The sequence below is a fragment of the Cohnella sp. GCM10020058 genome (genome assembly GCF_042683485.1).
Classification (GTDB): domain Bacteria; phylum Bacillota; class Bacilli; order Paenibacillales; family Paenibacillaceae; genus Cohnella.
Genome location: NZ_JBHUJV010000004.1, coordinates 26,027 through 45,208, shown reverse-complemented (window position 1 = coordinate 45,208; position 19,182 = coordinate 26,027). Strand labels below are relative to the sequence as shown.

The following is a 19,182-nucleotide window of genomic DNA, read 5'->3' as shown; positions in this document are numbered from 1 at the left end:
TGGCTTGCCGTGTACCTATCGTACACCGCCCGCTTGCCGCGCTCTCCCTCAATACGACTGAGGACTAATGCAATCTTACTGCTGGCCGCGCACCTGACTCGGCGTCTTGCCGACGTGCTGAACGAATACGCGGTTAAAATTCGACAGGTTGCGGAACCCGCACTCCGCCGCGATATCGATAATCTTGCGGTCGGTCGTCTCCAGGAGATGGACGGCTTGTCCCAGCCGGATCTCAATGCAATAGTTCAGAGGCGACATGCCCACGATCTGCTTAAAAATTGCGCTGAAGCGCGAGGGGCTCAGATGAATGAGATCGGCCATCTCCCGCAGCGACCACGGCCGGGCCGGATCCTGGTGGACGGCCTCGAGCACGCTGCGCACGAGCGGCTGCTTGCTGCGGGTTTCGATCGAAGCCGGGGATGCCGATCGGGAAAAGTGACGGTTCACGTAAGCGAGGAAACGGGCCATCTGCGCCCGGATGATCGTTCGATAAGAGGAGGACTGCGTCTCATGCTCCTCCTGCATGTCCATCAGGATGGCGCGCAGCTCGTTCATCCTGGGATGGTCGCGATCGAGTACGTTGCCGAAGCGAAGGCCCATCTCCACAAACGGCGCTAGCAGCTCGGGATCGTACCGCTGATCCGCGGCCAGGAGCGCGGAGTCGAATACCGTCACCTGCAGGACCAAGTCCCGCGTCTCGAATGCCCGGTGCAGATCGCTCGGGCTGAGCAGGACGATATCGCCCTGCCGGATCGGGTAGGTCGTGCCGTTGATGAGATACATGCCCTCGCCGTGCTTCACATAGTTGATCTCCAGGCTATCGTGCCAATGCAGTCGGTTAAAGTCCGGGAAAACACCCTTCGTATCGCCGATGTCGAAGGGAAAGGCTTTGGCCAAATCCAGCAAGTCGCGGGCTACCGTCCCCATCGCGATGACCTCCGTATGCGTATGTGTTCGATCCGGGATCGTCTTTGGGATCATCATAGCACTATCGTTTCGCAAAATCGAAACTTCCTGAGGCCCGTGCGGACCCAATCGCCGCTTACCGCTTTTTTTTGCGAATCAATATGTGTTATACTATTGATCACTGTGGCCCCGTAGCTCAGCGGATAGAGCACACGTTTCCTAAACGTGGTGTCGGATGTTCGATTCATCTCGGGGCCGCCAGTTCCTACCTTCAATCGCCAAGAAGCCTCCTAAGTCGCATTGCGACGCATGGAATGGCTTCTTTTTTGTTATTGACGAACGTCCAATTTAAAAATATTATCCAGATATATGCACCAAAAGGAGACTCTGTATGTACGGAACGCGTATCGGCGCCGGAAGAACGGCCGAAATCTACGAGCATGGCGAGCAGCGCGTCCTCAAGCTGTATCTTCCGGGATTGGCCGAGGAGCAGGTTGAGGCGGAATATCACGTCAGTCAGGCCGCCTGCCGGGCAGGTATCCGGACGCCTAGGCCATTGGAGCGCGTACGGCATGCCGACCGGCATGGCATCGTCTTTGAGAAAGTCGCCGGCGTTACGATGCTCTCGTCGCTGGTGCGCCGCGAAGGTACGCTAGCGCGGGAAGCCGGGCGAATGGCACAACTTCACAGCCAGGTTCACCGCATATCGGTGCCGGGACTGCCCAGCCAGAGAAGCAGCCTCCAGGCGCGGATCGCTTGCGCCCCCCTGCTGACCGATGAGGAAAAGAAACGTCTGGGCCTGCTGCTGCGGGACCTGCCCGACGGCGATCGTCTCTGCCATGGAGATTTTCACCCGGACAACGTCATGCTGGGCGAACTAGAATGGATCATCGACTGGATGACGGGAACGAGCGGCCATCCGGCGGGCGATGCGGCCCGGACCGCGCTGCTGCTGCAATACGGCAGCGTCCCGGACGAGGCGCCGGACGAGGTGGTCGCATGGCTGGCCGACATGCGCGCCGAATTGCTCGACGGGTACCTGCTCGCTTATACGAAGCAGACCGGCACGACGCGCGAGCAGATCGAGCGCTGGATGCCTCCCGTCGCCGCGGCGCGTCTATGCGACTGGATCCCCGAGGCGGAGAAGGAAGCGTTGGCGGCATCTATCCGGCGGTCGATCGGACAGGAAGAGCTCGAATGACTCGACGCGCATGGCTCTTTGGCGCAGGAATGAGATTAAATCACACGACCCTATGGAGGGAAGCACTCTCTATGCCGAAGTCTTTAAGAGTTATCCTGTCCCTGACGCTCATGCTCCTCTTGCTCGCACAGCCCATGTATGCCGCGGAGAAGTCCGTCAAGATCAAGATTACGGTCACGAGCATCGAGCTGGTGGAAAACAATCACGTGGGAAACGAGTGGTATACGGAAGCTTCGGTCAACGGCAAGACGGTCACCGAAGGCTCGTCCGTAACGCTGACGCTCAAACCGTCCGCAGCGGTTAAATTACAGGCATATGCGCAAGAACAAGACAAAATCCCCGATGAAGGCGAGGCCACCGTCTCTGTCAAAGCCTCGTCGATCGCAAAGACGACGAACAAGGCGCTGAGCGTCACTGTCACGGAAAATAGGGGGCGCTACTCCGGCAATACGGCAACCTGGAAATTTACTTTCAAGATGCAGAAGGTTGCCTAGTATAGCTTGCACCAGAAAGGGAGATCCGGCATGACGACCGCAGCTACCGCGCTATACTTTGTCCGGCATGCGGATTCTCCCTACATCCCCGGCAAGGAACGCGCAAGAGGGCTGTCCGAACGCGGACAATCGGATGCGCTGCGTGTGAGCCTGACGCTAGAGGATATTCGGTTCGATGCCTTCCTATCCAGCCCTTATGAGAGAGCGATCCAGACCATCCGGCCGATCGCCGGGGGCCAGCCTATTTTGATGTTCGAAGATTTAAGGGAACGCGACATCGGCGAGATCGCCGGTACGCCGTTTTATGCGGCCAAACAGCAGGTTTATCAAGACTTCGGCCTGTCTTTTCCAAAAGGAGAGTCCTCGCAGGCGGCGCAGCAGCGGGCGGTCGCCGTCATTCTCGATATGCTTCGCGCCAGACAAGGCCAGAACCTGCTGATCGGCACCCACGGCGATATCATGACGCTCATTTTTAACTACTTCGACCCCGCTCATCGCTTTGAATTCTGGCAGTCCACGTCGATGCCCGATATTTACAGGCTTGCGTTCCAGGGCGAGCGTTTCATCCAAATAAACCGGCTTTGGCACGTCGAATAAGGGCGCGCAGCCCAGCCGGCCAGCAAGATTCAACGATTTATCACCATGCGAAGGTAGAGCCGTTCCGCTTGCTCGAATATGATTTTGCCCGCCGATATCGCGAGCCCGAACGCCAAGCCCCGCCATGCGCTGTCCCAACCATCCAATACTCCGTACAGCAATCCGAGGGCGACGGGCATTAGCGTCACTTCCAGCACCAGTCGTCTCTTCCAATAAGGACCGGAGATTTTTCGTGTGGCGAAGCCCTCTATTTTCATCTCCCGATTGTACCGGACCAGCGAACCGGCCATCGTCACGATGACCACGACGATCAAGTAGAGCTCGCCCCGGATCCCATACAGCGCACCCGACAAGACACCGACGAAGAATGCAACGAACAGCACGTTCAAGACGATTCGATCCAGGCGCCGCACCGTTTGCTTCTCTTCTTCATGCCCGCCAACCTCTCTCTGCATGCCGACACTCCCCTCTGCTTAGATCAGATACCGGAGATACACGTAAACGCTCGAGATGACGACGGACAGCAGCATCAGCGGCAAGCCGATCTTTAAGTATTGGACGAACCGGATCGGATGTCCCTCCTTGCCGGCCATGCCGGCGACGATCAGGTTGGCGCTCGCGCCGATGAGCGTGCCGTTGCCGCCGAGACACGCGCCAAGCGCCAAGCTCCACCAGAGCGGCTCAAGGTTGCTCACGCCCATGCTGCCCATCTCCTGAATCATCGGGATCATGGTAGCCACGAACGGGATGTTGTCGATAAAGGCGGACGCGATCGCGCTCAGCCACAGGATAAGCATCGAAGTCGCGACCAGGTCTCCCCCGGTGAGATCGATCGCCCGCTTCGCCAGCTCGGCGATGACGCCCGTCTCGACGAGCCCAGATACAAGCACGAACAAGCCGACGAAGAAGAAAATCGTCATCCACTCGACCTTGGTGAGGGCCTGCTCCAGCTTATGCTCGCCTGTTAACAGCAGCAGCAAGAAGGCGCCGGCCAAAGCGACGGTCGCGGACTCGAGATGAAGCATTTGATGGGTGAAAAAGCCCAGCAGCGTCAGCCCGAGGATGGCGAGGCATTTGCGCAGCAGCTTCGGGTCGGTCAGGAGCTCCTTCTCGCTCATCTCCATAATTCCCCGCTTCAGCTCGTCGGTCGTCCGGATCTTTTTGCGGAACATCCAAATGAAGAGCGGTACGTATGCGGCCATGACCAGGGTGGCGATCGGCGCCAGATTCGCGATAAAGGCCATGAACGTAAGCTCCGGCACTGCGCTGCCGATCATAATGTTCGGCGGGTCGCCGATCAGGGTCGCCGTCCCCCCGACGTTGGATGCGATAATCTGCGTGAGCAGGAACGGCACCGGATTGACGCGCAACTGCCGCGTGATGCTGAAGGTCACCGGCACGATGAGCAGCACCGTCGTCACGTTGTCCAGAAACGCCGAGCAGGCTGCCGTGATTAGAGACAGCAGGATCAAAATGCGGATCGGCTCGCCTTTCGCTTTTTTGGCAGCCAGCACGGCGATATATTTGAACATCCCCGTCTCGGCCGTCGTGCTCACGATGATCATCATGCCGATCAATAGGCCCAGCGTGTTGAAGTCGATATGATGGATCGCCGTCTCTTGGTCGACGATGCCGAGGACGACCATGAGCAGGCCCCCGATCATCGCGACAATGGTCCGGTGGATCTTCTCCGAGATAATAATGGCGTAGATGACTAGAAAAATGCCGATCGCCCAAATCGCTTGCTGTTCCATCCAGAACCTCCATTAATTATGCGGGGACTGTTCTCTTCACAAGAATAGCTTTGCAGTAAAATAAGGCTCCTGGCGCGGTTTTCCGCGCCATAGACCTGTAATATCTATTAGCCGCTCGTCCATGCCACGCTCTGCAGCAACCGCTGCTTCATGAGCTCAAGCACAAAATCCGTATAGTAATCCTTGCGAACGATGACCTTGTATTCGTGGTCCGGATAGTGGTAGAAGAGCACATCCGTGTACACGCGATTTTCGTCAAACGCTTGGCGCACCCGCTCTACGCCCGCCAGCACCGACGGTTCCTCGGTCGCGAGGATAATGCGGAACTCTACGTCGTTCTCGTTAGCGGATTCGCTTATGCGCAATATGGATTCATCGAATCGATAGCTGAGCATGCGGCTTCCTCCCTTGCATCAGATGAGATATCGAAAATAAACGTACACGCTGGACACGACGATGGACAGCAGCATGAGCGGAAAGCCGATCTTAAGGAATTGGACGAACCGTATCGGATATCCTTCCTTCCCCGACATGCCGGCGACGATGAGATTCGCGCTCGCGCCGATGAGCGATCCGTTGCCGCCCAGGCAAGCGCCCAGCGCAAGGCTCCACCAGAGCGGCTCAAGGTTGCTGACGCCCATATTGCCCATTTCTTGAATCATCGGAATCATCGTTGCGACGAACGGGATGTTATCGAGAAACGCGGAGGCAATCGCGCTCAGCCACAAAATAAGCAGGGAAGTCGCGACCAGATCGCCCCCTGTCAGGTCAATCGCTTTCTTCGCGAGCTCGGCGATGACGCCCGTCTCGATCAAGCCCGATACGAGGACGAACAGGCCGACGAAGAAGAAGATCGTCATCCATTCTACTTTTGTGAAGGCCTGCTCCATCATATGCTCGCCGGTGAGAAGCAGCAAGATGAAGGCGCCGGCCAGCGCGACTGTTGCCGATTCGAGATGGAGTAGCTGATGGGTGAAAAAACCGACCAGCGTCAGTCCCAAAACGGCCACACACTTGCGAAGCAGCTTCGGATCGGTGAGTAGCTCCTTCTCGTTCATCTCCATGATGCTGCGCTTCTGCTCTTCGCTCGTCTGGATTTTTTTGCGGAACATCCAAATAAAGAGCGGTACGTAGACGGCCATGACAATAATGGCGACGGGTGCCAGATTGTTGATGAACGCCATAAACGTCAGCTCCTTGACGGCGCTGCCGATCATGATATTCGGCGGATCGCCGATCAGGGTCGCCGTCCCCCCGACGTTGGAGGCGATAATCTGCGTGAGCAGGAAAGGCACCGGATTGACGCGCAGCTGCCGCGTGATGCTGAACGTCACGGGAACCATGAGCAATACCGTCGTCACATTGTCGAGGAAGGCGGAGCCGACCGCGGTTATGAGCGCCAACAGCACGAGGATGCGCACAGGCTCGCCCTTTGCCTTTTTCGCCGCCAGCACCGCAATATACTTGAATACCCCCGTCTCGGCCGTCGTGCTCACGATAATCATCATGCCGATCAATAGGCCCAGCGTGTTGAAGTCGATATGATGGATCGCCGTCTCCTGATCGACGATGCCAAGGGCGACCATGAGCAGTCCTCCGATCATGGCCACGATGGTCCGGTGTATCTTTTCCGAGATAATAAGTGCGTAGATGACCAGAAAAATGCCGATTGCCCAAATAGCTTGCTGCTCCATAAGGCCCTCCCTTATACAATTGATGGAAATAGGATGTCCGCAACCGTCCGGCATATGCCCTTTTATCCATTTGGAGAACCCGAAAAAAGCAAAGAGAAGCCCACCAAATGGCAGGCTCCTCCGGTAAATCCCGATATGCGGTTACTGTTTATGATATATGACGGAGCGGCGGTTGTAAACCTGATCGTCTAAGCCAGCCGGTTTACGCCTCCGGGTAAACGATCCTTGCGTCGCCCCAATCCGCGTGATCCCAGTCGCCGCCGGCGACGCCGTTCGTAACGACAAGCTTCAGCTCGCTTGCGCCGCCGATGTCGAGGTCGATCAGCTGCGTCTCGGAGGTCGCCGTCATGACGCCGCTGTCGAACGCCTTCACGCCGTCCAGCCAGACCTCGAAGCTGACGTCGCCGTTGCCGTAGGTCTCGTCGTCGACGCCGACTGCGACCTGGAACCGGGCGTAGGCACCGCCGAGCGTATAGACGATCTCGGAGGCAGCATGCGTGCCGAGTCCCTTGGCGTAGACGATGTCGTTCAGCGTGATCGGCTTGCCGTCCGAGGACTTGTCGCGCTGGATATTGCCCCAGCCCGCCGTGCCGGAATCCCAGGCGTAGTCGCTGAGATAGACGGTCGAAGACGCAGGCGGCGTCAGCGTGGCGACGACCGGATCGCTGGCGGCCGAGCGGTTGCCCGCCGCGTCCTTCGCCTTGACGGTGAAGGCTTGCGACGTCCCCGGGAGAAGGCCTTCGGCGTTGTATGAGGTAGCCGCCGCGCCCGTCGTCGTGCCGACCAGCGCGCTGCCGCGGTAGATCTCATAGCCCGTGACGGCTTTATTGTCCGTGGACGCGGTCCAGAAAAGGCTCGCGCTCGTGCCGGTGACCGCGGTCACCGCGAGGCTTGTCGGCGCCGTCGGCGGTTCGGCGTCCGGCAGCTCCGTCGTCACGGCGAGCGACGCACTCGCGTCGGAGACGTTGCCCGCGGCATCGCGCGCGCGGATCGTGAAGCTGTACGCCGTGGCCGGTGCTAGACCGGTCACGGTGTAGGCAATCTCGCCGGGCGCCGTCGAGCCGGCCAGCGTGCCGTCGCGGTAGACATCGTAAGCGACAACGCCGACATTGTCATAGGCGGCGCTCCAGGTCAGGCTGACCGCTTCATCGGTTTTGGATGCAACCGCCAGGTTGGCGGGTGCGTTAGGCCTCTTGGTATCGGGCAGGCCCGGCCGGACGAGGATGATTTTCTCCTTCAGGTTAGCGCGTCCTTCGTTGTCCCAGACGACGAGCGTCACCCGGTATGCGCCGGGCTGATCGTAGACGAAGGTCGGGCGGGTCGAGGCGCTCGGCAATCCCGTGCCGAAGTCCCACAGATAGGTCGCGATCGACCCGTTGTCGGTCGACCTGCTGACGAACGTCGCCGGCTCGCCTACCCGCACCAGAAGCGGGCTGTCAAAGTCGGCCGTCGGCTTGGGATTGGCAAACCCGCGCGAGGCCGGCTGCGCATTGCTCTTGTTGCCGTACACCACATTGCTCGTCCACTCCAGATGCTGGGCTGCCGCAGGATACGGATCGATCGCCACGTCTTTGTTGCCATAGATGATATTTTTCGTGAAGCTAAGGCGATCGACGCCGGGCGCGTCCGTGATCTCGATCGCTTTGCGACCGTTGTTCGCGATCAGATTGCTGTCGAACGTCAGATTTTGCGCATTGCCGTGAATCCGGACGCCGTTGCCCTCATAGCCGGGGTAGGCGGCCTTCGGATTGCCGAGCTGAGTGTCGATGAAGCTGTTGCGGTAAAAGTATTGATACTGCTCGGTCTCGCTCGAGCCCGCACCCTGCAGCTGCATGCCCCACATGACCATATTCTTGACCATGTTGTAGCCCCACAGCTGATGTCCCGTGCTTGGCGACTGCTGAATGCCGACCTGCTGGCCGCCTTCAACCACGTTGTCCGTCGTCACCGCGTTATCGGCCATGATCTCCAGGCCGATGGAGCCGACCCGACCGTCCGTCGGGTGCACGACGTTGCGCCGGACGGCGATCGTCTTGGAGCGGACGGCGCTGATCCAGAAGTCTACCTGGTTGTCCTCAATGATCGAATTGTCCACGTTCGTATGCAGCTCGATGGACAGGCCGTGCTCCTTGAGCCCCGATCCCGCGATCTTGTTGCCTCGGACGACCGCGCCAGGGCTGCCGTCGTTCACGAAGATGCCGCCGCGGCCGGTATTGGAGATTACGTTACGTTCGATGAGGGCGTCAGACGAACCCCAGCCCGCGCGCACGCCGGCGCCCCAGATGGAGCCGGTGCCGATGTTCGAGATCTTGTTGTCCGCGATGCGGACCTTCGGCGAGCCGACCGCATATAGCGCATGCGGCCCAAAGCCGTCGGTCGCCGCGAAGTCCTTGACGATCAGACCGCTCAGCTCGTTGCCGCTCCCCCCCTCGGACACCGCCGCCGACATCGCGACCGTGCTGCTATTGCCGTCGAGTGTCATATTTTTCACCGATGCGCCCGTCACATTGTTCAGATAAAACATATAAGTATCCGCGCTGTCCACGTACTTCACGACCGTGCCGCCCTGGGACTGGCCGCGGATCGTCACGCCAGACTTGCCCCGCACCGTGCCGCCGAGATAATAAGTCCCGTTCGGGATCAGCACCGTATCCCCGGGCGAGGCCGCGTCGACCGCCGCCTGAATGCCGGCACGGTCGTCAAGCGTGTCCACGCCGCTTGCCCCGTAGGTCGCGACGGACAGCGTCGCAGGACCTGCCGCGCTCGCAGACAGCGGTAACGCCGTCCATGCCAGTATCAACGACAAGCCGAGTCCGATTGCCGTTCTCTTGGATGTCTTTCTTGACGCGTATGTGGTTGAAGGATGAAGCTTCATTTCTTAATTCCTCTCCTTCGCGCGATATGTACGGCTCCACGGGAGCCGTCGTCTCTATCATGCGGGAAGGTCGCAAGCGCCGTTACTGCAAAATATTCGAAACACCCGCTCGTACGACTGTTTCTTTTGGGAATTGTTGTGATTTAATTGAATCCAATCCGTTCCCATGCGCAAGGTAATGCGATATGCTAGGTTTACATTTGTATAAAACAGGTAAATTTATGCTGACATAATTTATACCATGAGCGATTCCGTCGGCCGGCTGGCGATCGTCCGGAACGGGGATGACTTCATCGCCCTCGATTCTTTTGTGGACAAGGCAAGATACACCGCGGCGAATATGAAGAAGTTCGACAAGATTATGGACAGCTTCAATATCCAGTAGGCTGCTGAGAGGAGCTTGGATATGAAAAAGCGGTTGTATCTCCTGGTACTGGTGTTGGTGTCGGTGCTCACGGCGGCTGTTGGCGGGTGTACCTCGCCGCTATCCCTGAAGTCCTACGTGGCGGACGGCAACTCCATGTCCCCCACCGTAAACGATAGGGACAAGATGCTCGTCAGCACGGATATATCCAAGGAGATCCACGTGGACGATCTTCTCATTATCAATGTCAACGGGAAGGAATATTGCAAACGCGTAATCGGCGTGGCGGGCGACCGGATCGAAGCCAAAGAGGGCGGCGTATACGTCAACGATCGGTTGCTTTATAAAACGGAATTTATGCCGGACGATATCGTCAAGCCGGAGATCGCGCTCGGCGAGAACGAGTTGTACATGCTAGGCGATAATATCGACAACAGTCTGGATAGTAGAATGTACGGGCCGATCGAAAGAGATCAGGTCATCGGGCGCGTAACGAAGATTAAGCCGAAAAAATAACGGCGAGGAGCATTTGATGAAGCTACTGTTTGTATGCAGCCGCAACAAGTGGAGGAGCCTGACGGCCGAGCATATATTTAATGAGCTGGCGGACCATCAGGTTCGGTCGGCAGGTACGGAGGACGCCGCGCGGATTAAAGTGAACGAGGGCCACATCGGTTGGGCGGACCTGATCTTCGCGATGGAGAAGAAGCATGTACGGCGGCTGCAGGAAAAGTTTCCGCACATGCTTCAAGGCAAAAGGGTTGTCTGTCTCGGCATTCCCGACGATTACGGATATATGGATGAGGAACTGATCGAGACACTGCGGTCAAGCGTATCTGAATATATCGGGCTGCCTTGAAATCAATAAAAGTAGGAGGGCGTCCTGTGGCTCAGGAGATCAAAGATCTAACGGGATCAAACATAAAATAACGCGATTTTCGTCACGTCGACGGTACAATCAATCCCTTGCGGATCAGATTAGCCGACACCGGCGCGCGGCCGATCTCCCTGGCCCACACGGACAGTTGACCGATATGGTGAATCTCGTGTGCAATCACGTGGCGCATCACTTCGCCCCAGGCATGGACCTCCGACGTGCCGTCCGGACGTACGTCGCGCAGCGGCCGCGTCTCCATGGACGGCTCCCAAGCCGCTACGAACGCCTCGACTTCGGGCCGCAGCCTGCGGTCCAGCGCCCGGACTTGATCGAGCGAGTCGTACTTTTCAAACGGATCCTGGAAGTCCGGCCCGCCCAGCATGAGTTGAATCCAGCTGTATTCGACGTCCGCGATGTGGAACAAGGTCTTCAAAATGCTGCCGACGCCGCCCGTTCGTCCCTTCAACAGCTCCTCATGGAGCACGCCTTCGCACCATTGGTACCATTGCTCGCGAACGATCCAGTTGTATCGGAAAAAGGTTTGCATCGCTTACCTCCTGCAGGTGTGATTGTCTCTGCCATTGAGCATTGTTCTTCTATTTAGCAACGATCTTATTCTATTATATTCATTCTAGTCGGGGTGTCTCATGGATCAAAACGTCATTCACCAAGCGAGAACACTGGCAGAGCAGCTCATCCGGCAAGCGGGAGCCATCGCGCTGGAGCGATTCGACGATATCGCGGAACTGACGGACAAGGACGAACACGGGGACGTCGTCACCGAAGTCGATCATATGGCGGAAGCGGTCATCCTTGCGGGGGTTCAAGCGGTATTCCCGGACCATGCCATCCATAGCGAGGAAGCGGGGCGTCTTGGCGGAGAGAGCGATTGGCTATGGCTTATCGACCCGCTGGACGGCACGAATAACTTCGCGATCGGCTTACCGGTCTTCACGACGTCGATCACGCTCATGTACAAGCGCGAGCCCGTGCTCGGCGTCGTTTACGAGCCGCTCACCGACAGGCTGTTCGTCTCCGCCGCCGGCGAAGGCGCCTCCGTTAACGGGAAGCCGATGCAGGTCAAACCATCCGCCCGGCTCGCCAAGGCCAACATCGGATGGATCCAGGGCCATGTCGTGCGCAACGACCCAAGCGCGGTCCGGTTGCGCCATCATCTCGACATCAGCTTCAAGCGCATGATGCGGCTGTGGGCGCCGACGCTGCAGTGGTGCATGCTCGCGAAAGGCGATATCGACGGCATCGTACTGTACAACTCCGAAGGCGACGACCTCTATTCGGGCATTTTGATGGTAAAAGAGGCCGGGGGCGTCGTCGTAGACTTCGAGGGACGGCCGTTTACGGGCATGCGGGCCGAGCCGTACCTGATCGCCTGCCATCCGGACAATCAGGATGAGCTGCTGCGGATGGTCCGGGCGGGATTGGCCGAAACGGAGGGGACGGCATGACGCCCGAGCAGCTGCCGCAAGACCTCCTTGAACGGATCGGACCCGTCGCGTGGCACCGCATCGCCATCGGACAATCCGGCGCGCGGACGTACCGGCTTGAGTGCGCGGAGGGGCCGAGCACCTATATGAAAATCGCGGATGTCGGTTGTCCCGATACGCTCCGGGCGGAAGCCGATCGGTTGGCATGGCTCCGGGGTAAGCTGCCCGTACCGGCGCTGCTCGATTACCGGCAGTTAGCCGACCGTGAGATGCTATGGATGTCCGAGGTTCCGGGCATCCATGCTGCCGACGCAAGTTGGTCGGATCGACCGCACGACGTAGCGCGTGCTATGGCTGCCGGTCTGAGGCATGTGCATGCCTTGGATATCCAGGATTGTCCGTTCGACCAACGCGTCCAAGTCCGCATTCGGGAAGCTGGGAGGCGCCTTGCGGCGGGATTCGTCGATGCAGACGACTTCGATTCCGAACGCGCAGGCTGCAGCGCGGATGAGCTGTTCGCACAGCTGCTGGCGACCGTGCCGCCCGATGAAGACCTGGTGTTCACGCATGGCGACTATACGCTGCCCAACGTTATGCTGGATGAGGAGCTAAGGACTGGATTCATCGATTGGGGACGTTCAGGCATCGGCGACCGCTATCAGGATATCGCGCTGGCCGCGAGGAGTCTCGCCGGCGATTACGGTCCTTCTTCCGCGGAGGTCTTTTTAAGCGCCTACGGCCTCTCTGAGCCTGATCGGGACAAGCTCGAATTTTATCGATTGCTGGACGAGTTTTTCTGAATAAAATGTCGGACTGCCGTGCGCGCTTAGCTCATATACTTCTGCGATGCGATTCGAATCGCCTATGCAGGAGGTATGAAAGATGTCTTATGCAGAATCGACCGTGCTCCAAACATCGGCGCTTCAGACGCCGGTGCTTCAATCGCCGTCTCTGAACCTGTCAGCCGACTCGACCCAGAAGGTCAATTATGCCAAGAACGATCAAAACGTCATCACGCAGCTGTTCGCCGATCAACTGCCCGCCGTCAGAACCGGATTCTTCAATATTTATATGAGCCAGGGCGTCGTGGTCTCGCCGCACTGGCACACCAACGCTACCGAGCTCGTCTTCTTGATCAGCGGCGAGATCCAGACGTCTGTCTTTAATCCGTTCACTCAGCAGCTTATGACCTATCGGCTCAAGCCGGGCCAAGTCTCGCAGTTCCCGCTGGGGTGGTTCCACTGGCTTGTTGCCTTGACCGACCACACGCACCTGCTGACGATCTTCGACGTCCCGACGCCCGACATCGTGTATGCGGGAGATTTCTTACGGATGCTGCCGCCGGAAGTAGCGGCCCGCGCTTACTGCGTAAATCCCGCTGCCTACGCCCAAGCCGTCGCCCCCATCCAGAAGCCGGTCATCCTCGGCCCGCCTCCGGGCTGCTCGCCGGTGCAGGGTGTGTCCGCCCAGGGAGCGGGGTACCCGCATGGTGCGGCGCAAGGCGCGGCTTCGCCCGGCCCGATGTATCCGGGCACGATGCCGGGCGTGATGCCGCAGAGCGTCATGCCACAACAGGGAGCGGCGGCGGTGCCCTATCCCCCCGGGTCAGGTTGGAGATAGGGCTTGAGCGGAGCATAGGAATCATAGCAACAGAACGAAGCCTGCGGCGGATGCCGCAGGCTTTTTTAATCTATAGTGTGAACGGCCGGTACGGATCTTGGAAGCGGGCGAGGTAAAATACGGGTCGAAGGTGATGGAAACCACGAAAGTACTGTCGTAGGAAAGCACATGGACGAGACCGCACGCGGAACCGTGAAAGTACTGTCGTGGGAAAGCACATGGGCGAGATCATCCAGGGAACCTCGAAAGTACTGTCGTTGGAAAGCACATACGCGAGATCATCCAGGGAACCGCGAAAGTACTGCTGTGGGAAAGCACATGCGCGAGATCATCCAGGGAACCTCGAAAGTACTGTCGTTGGAAAGCACATACGCGAGACTGCGCGCGGAACCGCGAAAGTACTGTCGTGGGAAAGCACATGCGCGAGATCATCCAGGGAACCGCGAAAGTACTGCCGTGGGAAAGCACATGCGCGAGGCCGCACGCGAAACCGCAAAAGTACTGTCGCAGAGAAGCACATCGACAAGATCTCTCGTGGAAGCCGCGCATATGCCGGTACGCTCATGTCTTGATAACGTCCCCCCAGCGGCATACTACCAAGACGCCCCGCGATTCGCGAACGGCTTCACGAGGTACGCTTATAGAAAAGGGGGGAATGCTTCATGAATAGGCGCAGCCCGCACAGCCGACATACATACCCGCATATCTACGCTATGATTGCCGCATGGATTGTCCTAGCGTTGATATCGGCGCTGTCCCTGGTTCCCGCCCATGCTGCCGCCGCCAGCTTTATGGCCTCCTGGCCCTACAAGGCAGGCCTGCTCGGCGCGGAGCAAGTCGTCGTCGTCGAGGCCAAGTCTCTCCGAGCGCAGACCGGCGTCCTGTCGCTGCGCGAGAAGCGGACGGACGGCGGATGGACCGTCGTCCTGTCGGGCATTCCCGTCGCGCTCGGCAAGAACGGCATCGCGAAGACGAAGGAAGGCGACGGCCGTACGCCCTCCGGCGTTTACCCGCTGGGCGAGGCGTTCGGCACCGCGAGCGAGCCGAAGGGGCTCAAGCTCCAGTACAAGCAGACGTCCCGGCAGGACTATTGGGTCGACGATCCGACGTCGGCCGATTACAATCACTGGGTTACATACAGCGGCAACCCGGACCGCAAATGGCACTCCTACGAGCGCCTCTACCAGCCGCTCTACAAGTACGCGGTCGTCGTGCGCTACAACGACGATCCGATCGTCTCCGGCCGCGGCAGCGCCATCTTTCTTCATCTGTGGCGGGGAGCGGACAAGCCGACAGCCGGCTGCATCGCCATGTCCGAGCCGAGCCTGCTCAAGCTGATGGCCGCGCTCGACCCAGCAAAATCGCCGGCCATCGCCATCGGTCTGGCCGGCTAGCTGGAGCCGGGCTTTCGTCCGGTGAAGTTCATCGTCAGGCGAAGATCGCCGCCAGCACGACGATCGCGATCGGCACAAGCAGCAGCCCCGCAAAAATGAGGATGCCGAGCGGGTGGGCGAAGTTGATCGTCCAGCCGACGCCGTATCTTTTTTCCACCATAAGGGCCGGGTCCGCCTTGTTGTAATAGAAAATACCGCCGCGCCACGCTTCGTCCTCCTGAACGTGCGGGTCACCCGCCGACTCGTCGAGGCCGTGTCTTGTCACGTACCAGACGAAGCCGAACACCGCCAGTATCATAAGTGCGGGCAGTCCCAACAATGCGGGACTTAGGCGGCTGACCGGCCAGCCGTATAGCGTCACGGATTGGCCCAGGCCTAGCATCACGACGACGAACAGCGAAAACGCGTAAATGAATATCGAGTTTGCCTTTCTAAATTGCAATTGCTTCTCTCTCGAAGCTTCCGGGCGCGCGGGATCAAGCTGCTGCCGCGCTTGGCGAATGGTCATATTAACCAGCATGAGTAAGCCGGTCAAGCCGAGCTGGACGATATTCAGCATAAACACGGCGCCAAAGCCCTTGGGAGAATATTCATCTGCCTCTCCGGTAATTCCGAAGTGCGTCGGCACCGGGTCCGGGATGACATCCCAATGCAGAATGGCCGAAACGACGCATGCGACGACGATCGCCAGCTGGACCAGAAACCAGCCGTTGCCCACAAGCCGCTGACGCTGGCGGAACAGCAGGTCGATGACGATCTTGGACGGCTTTTCCGCGCTCCAGTTCCTCACTTGCTTCAAGCGCAACGCTTGCCGCCGCCCCGAGCGCCAGACCGGGATCAGCCCGCCGATCTGGATGATCAGCGCCGTCCCGATTGCCGTCTCCGGTCTCCCGCCCATCCCGCTCCCTAGACCCGCGACTGCGCCGACCGCGGCCCCCAACGCCCAGACCGCGATCATCGCGGCGTAGTGCCTGCCCCGGATCCGCCCGACCTCCGCGCTGCCGCGATCCGCCTCGGGTACGTACAGGCCGAACAGCAAATGCTTCGGCGACAGAAACACAGTCCCGATCATCGTCAATGAGATCAAGACGTCCAGGACGCCCATAACCAGCCATTCCGTCTGAATCGCGTTCACTTCGCATCCTCTCCCTTCGTCGTTAACTGCCTGTAGACGGCAGCGCTCTGCTCGGCGAACTCCGTCTCCGACATCCCGCGTACAGCCGCTTCCGCGGCGAGCGACCGAATGCCTCTCGCCAGCTTGGCGCGGAATGCCGCATCCGTACCCGGCATCCCGCCCGGCTGTACGACAACCCCCTGCTTGCGGTGCACCTGGAGAAACCCGTCCTGCTTAAGGATTTGATAAGCCTTGTTCACGGTGTGCAAATTAATGCCCAAGTCTGCCGCCAGGCTTCGTACGGACGGCAGCGGATCCCCTGGCTTCAACTGTTCCGAGGCGATGCCTTCGATCAGTTGATCGACGAGCTGCGTGTATATGGGTACTTCCGATTGCAGATCGATCTCCATCCACACGGCGCATCCTCCTCCGCCTTATTGTTATACTCATTATATAACAGATAAATAAACAGTAACAGATCATATACCGTTCTTAAACCTAAAATAAGCCTAAATCCGTTCTTTGCTTTTAAGCCAGGCTGTGCTATACTTTCTCTTGCCGCTAAAATTCGGCATTTTCGAGACGTGGCTCAGCTTGGTAGAGCGCTTGCTTCGGGAGCAAGAGGTCGCAGGTTCAAATCCTGTCGTCTCGACCATCCAATACAATGACAGAAGCCCTGATTTCAGGGCTTCTTTTTATTTTCCGCCCAACTTGTAATCCCCCGTACATATACGGTACAAATGGAAACGATACGATAAAAGGACGAACGCAGCAGCCGCAGACGGAAAGGAGCTTGCCTGATGACAACCGTGATGGTCGTGGACGACGAAGCGCATATCCGGGAGCTGGTCCGGCTGTACCTGGAGGACGAGGGTATGGAGGTCGTGGAGCAATCGAACGGCGCGGCGGCTTGGGCGTACATGCTGAAGCAATCGGTCGACCTCGTCGTGCTCGATGTCATGATGCCGCAGATGGACGGCTGGGAGCTGTGCCAGTTGATCAGAGAGAATGGCGATACGCCGATCCTGATGGTGACGGCCAAGGGCGAGCCTGCCGAGCGGATCAAGGGCTTCCGGTTAGGAACGGACGATTATCTGGTCAAGCCCTTCGATCCCATGGAGATGGTGATGCGGGTAAAAGCCTTGCTGAAGCGCTATCGCATATCCACGTCGCAGACCATACGTCTCGGAAGCGTCCTGCTCGATAAGAAAAGTTACCTGGTGGCGTTTGAAAATACCGGACAGTCCGCTACGCTCCCCATGAAGGAGTTCGAGCTATTGTATATGCTGGCCAGCTACCCCGGACAGCTGTTCACCCGGGATATGCTGATTCAGAAAATATGGGGGATGGATTACGACGGAGACGAGCGGACGGTGGACACGCATATCAAGCGGCTTCGGGAACGATTCAACGAGTACGCCGCGGACTTCAAGATCGTGACGCTTCGCGGACTGGGCTACCGGCTCGAGGCCTATCATGATTAAGTCGCTTTACGTCCGGATCGTTCTCACCTTTCTGGCCGCGGTGATCGTGAGTTTATTCCTCTCGCTGTTGTTAATCGTGCGTCTATTCGAGACCCGAGCCACAAGCTACGTTCAAGACGAGATGATTGCAAACGGCAAAGACATCATCGAATCGTATGTCGGATCCTATCCCGAGCATTCGGAGATGCTGGCAAAAGGGATCGCCGTCACGTCCGCCGTCAATTTTTACGGATCCAACGGTCAGCTGCTGCATGGCGACGTATTGCCGAAGGACAAGCGGATCGCGGTCGACGCCGGGACGGTCCGCTTCGTACTCGAAGGAGGCGTCTATCGCGGCGAGTCGCCCGATGCGGACCCCTTCGTCGTAGGGCTTCCCTTTCAAATCGGCAGCGAACGGTTTGCCTTGTTCACCAAGCCGGCCATCGGCCCGTTCATGCGCTTGATCGGCAACTTCTTCCGGTTCGAATTGTTGTTCGTCCTGCTGATCGGCAGCGTCCTGATCCTTATCGCGGCGCGGTTCATCGTCAGACCGCTCAAGCGATTGACCGATGCGACCCGCCGGATGAGCAAAGGCGACTTCGGCGTCGTCATCCGGTCGAAGCGCAAGGACGAGATCGGACAATTGACGCGCAGCTTCAACCTGATGGCGCAGGAGCTCGGGGCGCTGGAGAAGACCCGGCAGCGGTTCGTGTCCAACGTTTCGCATGAGATCCAATCTCCCCTCACATCGATCAAGGGCTTCACGAAGGCGCTCAAGCACAAAAAGATGGACGAGGAAAAGCGGCTGCAGCTGCTGTCGGTCATCGAAGAGGAGACCGAGCGTCTCTCTCGTCTTGGCGAGGATCTGCTCCAGCTGTCTTCGCTGGAATACGAGCATCTGGAGCTTAACCTCCGCGCTTACCGGCTGGACGAGCAATTGCGCAAGGCCGTCATCGCCCTGGAGCCCCAATGGACGCAGAAGAGTCTTCGAATCGAGCTGGATCTGGTCTCGCTGGACATCGTCGCCGACGAAGACCGCATTTACCAGCTGTGGATCAACCTGCTCGGCAACGCGATCAAATTCACAGGCCCGGACGGAGAAATCCGATTGAGCGCGGGGCAGCAAGGCGAGACTGCAATCGTATCGGTTCAAGATACCGGCGCCGGGATCCCCGAAGGTCAGCTGGACGCGATCTTTCAGCCGTTCTATAAGGTGGATCCGTCGCGCACGAGAGCTGTCCCGGGCAACGGCATCGGCCTGTCGATCGTGAAGCGGATCGTCGGTCTTCATCAAGGAGACATTCAAGTGACGAGTACGCTGGGAGAAGGAACGACGTTCAGCATTACGCTCCCGCTGGATCCGCCTTCCAGAAAAATGTAACCG

At 58.5% G+C, this 19,182-nt stretch carries 21 protein-coding genes and 2 tRNA genes; 14 read left to right on the top strand and 9 right to left on the bottom strand.

Translation table 11 applies throughout. From position 1 onward, the window contains the following. Positions 1-75: 75 nt before the first annotated feature. Positions 76-927, bottom strand: a complete 852-nt coding sequence (locus tag ACFSR7_RS06500; RefSeq protein WP_378159798.1) for a helix-turn-helix domain-containing protein — start codon at positions 925-927, stop codon at positions 76-78. A gap of 164 nt (positions 928-1,091) precedes the next feature. Between ACFSR7_RS06500 and ACFSR7_RS06495 the strand changes: the two genes are divergently transcribed. The 4 genes from ACFSR7_RS06495 to ACFSR7_RS06480 all read left to right on the top strand — a co-directional run bounded on the left by ACFSR7_RS06495 (position 1,092) and on the right by ACFSR7_RS06480 (position 3,198). Further along, positions 1,092-1,167, top strand: a tRNA-Arg gene (locus tag ACFSR7_RS06495). A 130-nt stretch (positions 1,168-1,297) separates the two neighbouring features. Beyond that, on the top strand, positions 1,298-2,107 hold the full coding sequence (locus ACFSR7_RS06490) for a phosphotransferase family protein (RefSeq protein WP_378159797.1): 810 nt from the start codon (positions 1,298-1,300) through the stop codon (positions 2,105-2,107). A 71-nt stretch (positions 2,108-2,178) separates the two neighbouring features. Continuing rightward, a complete protein-coding gene (locus tag ACFSR7_RS06485; protein ID WP_378159795.1) occupies positions 2,179-2,601 on the top strand; it encodes a hypothetical protein in 423 nt (140 codons plus the stop codon). 30 nt (positions 2,602-2,631) lie between these two features. Beyond that, positions 2,632-3,198 carry a histidine phosphatase family protein gene (locus tag ACFSR7_RS06480; RefSeq protein ID WP_378159794.1) on the top strand — a complete coding sequence of 189 codons (567 nt, stop codon included), beginning with the start codon at positions 2,632-2,634 and terminating at the stop codon, positions 3,196-3,198. A 29-nt stretch (positions 3,199-3,227) separates the two neighbouring features. Here the strand turns inward: ACFSR7_RS06480 and ACFSR7_RS06475 are convergent, their stop codons facing one another. From ACFSR7_RS06475 to ACFSR7_RS06455, 5 genes are all read right to left on the bottom strand, one after another. Next, a complete protein-coding gene (locus tag ACFSR7_RS06475; protein ID WP_378159792.1) occupies positions 3,228-3,653 on the bottom strand; it encodes a hypothetical protein in 426 nt (141 codons plus the stop codon). Between the two features lie 18 nt (positions 3,654-3,671). Beyond that, positions 3,672-4,952, bottom strand: coding sequence for an ArsB/NhaD family transporter (locus ACFSR7_RS06470; RefSeq protein ID WP_378159790.1), 1,281 nt, complete (start codon positions 4,950-4,952; stop codon positions 3,672-3,674). A 107-nt stretch (positions 4,953-5,059) separates the two neighbouring features. Continuing rightward, positions 5,060-5,347, bottom strand: a complete 288-nt coding sequence (locus ACFSR7_RS06465; protein ID WP_378159788.1) for a hypothetical protein — start codon at positions 5,345-5,347, stop codon at positions 5,060-5,062. 18 nt (positions 5,348-5,365) lie between these two features. Beyond that, positions 5,366-6,646 (bottom strand): ArsB/NhaD family transporter, encoded by a 1,281-nt coding sequence (locus tag ACFSR7_RS06460; protein ID WP_378159786.1) that lies wholly within the window; start codon positions 6,644-6,646, stop codon positions 5,366-5,368. 202 nt (positions 6,647-6,848) lie between these two features. Continuing rightward, positions 6,849-9,521 carry an NPCBM/NEW2 domain-containing protein gene (locus ACFSR7_RS06455; protein WP_378159785.1) on the bottom strand — a complete coding sequence of 891 codons (2,673 nt, stop codon included), beginning with the start codon at positions 9,519-9,521 and terminating at the stop codon, positions 6,849-6,851. A 241-nt stretch (positions 9,522-9,762) separates the two neighbouring features. On the opposite strand from ACFSR7_RS06455, the gene ACFSR7_RS06450 reads away from it, so the two are divergent. The 3 genes from ACFSR7_RS06450 to ACFSR7_RS06440 are packed head-to-tail and all read left to right on the top strand — an operon-like array spanning position 9,763 to position 10,744. Then, entirely contained in the window at positions 9,763-9,906 is a 144-nt protein-coding gene (locus tag ACFSR7_RS06450) for a hypothetical protein (protein ID WP_378159783.1), read from the top strand. Positions 9,907-9,927: 21 nt separating this feature from the next. Next, complete coding sequence (gene lepB / locus ACFSR7_RS06445; protein WP_378159781.1) at positions 9,928-10,401, top strand: signal peptidase I; 474 nt, start codon at positions 9,928-9,930, stop codon at positions 10,399-10,401. 16 nt (positions 10,402-10,417) lie between these two features. Next, complete coding sequence (locus tag ACFSR7_RS06440) at positions 10,418-10,744, top strand: low molecular weight protein tyrosine phosphatase family protein (RefSeq protein WP_378159779.1); 327 nt, start codon at positions 10,418-10,420, stop codon at positions 10,742-10,744. A gap of 82 nt (positions 10,745-10,826) precedes the next feature. Here the strand turns inward: ACFSR7_RS06440 and ACFSR7_RS06435 are convergent, their stop codons facing one another. Beyond that, positions 10,827-11,309: a DinB family protein gene (locus tag ACFSR7_RS06435; protein WP_378159777.1), complete on the bottom strand. Its 483-nt coding sequence runs from the start codon at positions 11,307-11,309 to the stop codon at positions 10,827-10,829. A gap of 100 nt (positions 11,310-11,409) precedes the next feature. Here ACFSR7_RS06435 and ACFSR7_RS06430 point away from each other — a divergent pair, with 100 nt between their 5' ends. The 4 genes from ACFSR7_RS06430 (at position 11,410) to ACFSR7_RS06415 (ending at position 15,221) form a co-directional block, all read left to right on the top strand. Then, positions 11,410-12,228, top strand: coding sequence for an inositol monophosphatase family protein (locus tag ACFSR7_RS06430; RefSeq protein WP_378159775.1), 819 nt, complete (start codon positions 11,410-11,412; stop codon positions 12,226-12,228). Beyond that, a complete protein-coding gene (locus tag ACFSR7_RS06425) occupies positions 12,225-13,007 on the top strand; it encodes an APH(3') family aminoglycoside O-phosphotransferase (protein WP_378159773.1) in 783 nt (260 codons plus the stop codon). The genes ACFSR7_RS06430 and ACFSR7_RS06425 overlap by 4 nt, the downstream gene beginning before the upstream one ends. A gap of 82 nt (positions 13,008-13,089) precedes the next feature. Further along, complete coding sequence (locus ACFSR7_RS06420) at positions 13,090-13,827, top strand: cupin domain-containing protein (RefSeq protein ID WP_378159771.1); 738 nt, start codon at positions 13,090-13,092, stop codon at positions 13,825-13,827. A 662-nt stretch (positions 13,828-14,489) separates the two neighbouring features. Beyond that, positions 14,490-15,221 (top strand): L,D-transpeptidase family protein, encoded by a 732-nt coding sequence (locus tag ACFSR7_RS06415; protein WP_378159769.1) that lies wholly within the window; start codon positions 14,490-14,492, stop codon positions 15,219-15,221. A 34-nt stretch (positions 15,222-15,255) separates the two neighbouring features. Here ACFSR7_RS06415 and ACFSR7_RS06410 read toward each other — a convergent pair whose 3' ends face one another. Further along, positions 15,256-16,356 (bottom strand): DUF1648 domain-containing protein, encoded by a 1,101-nt coding sequence (locus ACFSR7_RS06410; protein ID WP_378159767.1) that lies wholly within the window; start codon positions 16,354-16,356, stop codon positions 15,256-15,258. Next, positions 16,353-16,745: a GntR family transcriptional regulator gene (locus ACFSR7_RS06405; RefSeq protein WP_378160542.1), complete on the bottom strand. Its 393-nt coding sequence runs from the start codon at positions 16,743-16,745 to the stop codon at positions 16,353-16,355. Before ACFSR7_RS06405 ends, ACFSR7_RS06410 begins: the two co-directional genes overlap by 4 nt. 168 nt (positions 16,746-16,913) lie before the next feature. Between ACFSR7_RS06405 and ACFSR7_RS06400 the strand changes: the two genes are divergently transcribed. The 3 genes from ACFSR7_RS06400 (at position 16,914) to ACFSR7_RS06390 (ending at position 19,179) form a co-directional block, all read left to right on the top strand. After that, positions 16,914-16,990 (top strand) — tRNA-Pro (locus ACFSR7_RS06400). Between the two features lie 145 nt (positions 16,991-17,135). After that, positions 17,136-17,819: a response regulator transcription factor gene (locus ACFSR7_RS06395; RefSeq protein ID WP_378159765.1), complete on the top strand. Its 684-nt coding sequence runs from the start codon at positions 17,136-17,138 to the stop codon at positions 17,817-17,819. Next, complete coding sequence (locus ACFSR7_RS06390) at positions 17,812-19,179, top strand: sensor histidine kinase (protein ID WP_378159763.1); 1,368 nt, start codon at positions 17,812-17,814, stop codon at positions 19,177-19,179. Before ACFSR7_RS06395 ends, ACFSR7_RS06390 begins: the two co-directional genes overlap by 8 nt. Positions 19,180-19,182: the final 3 nt, after the last annotated feature.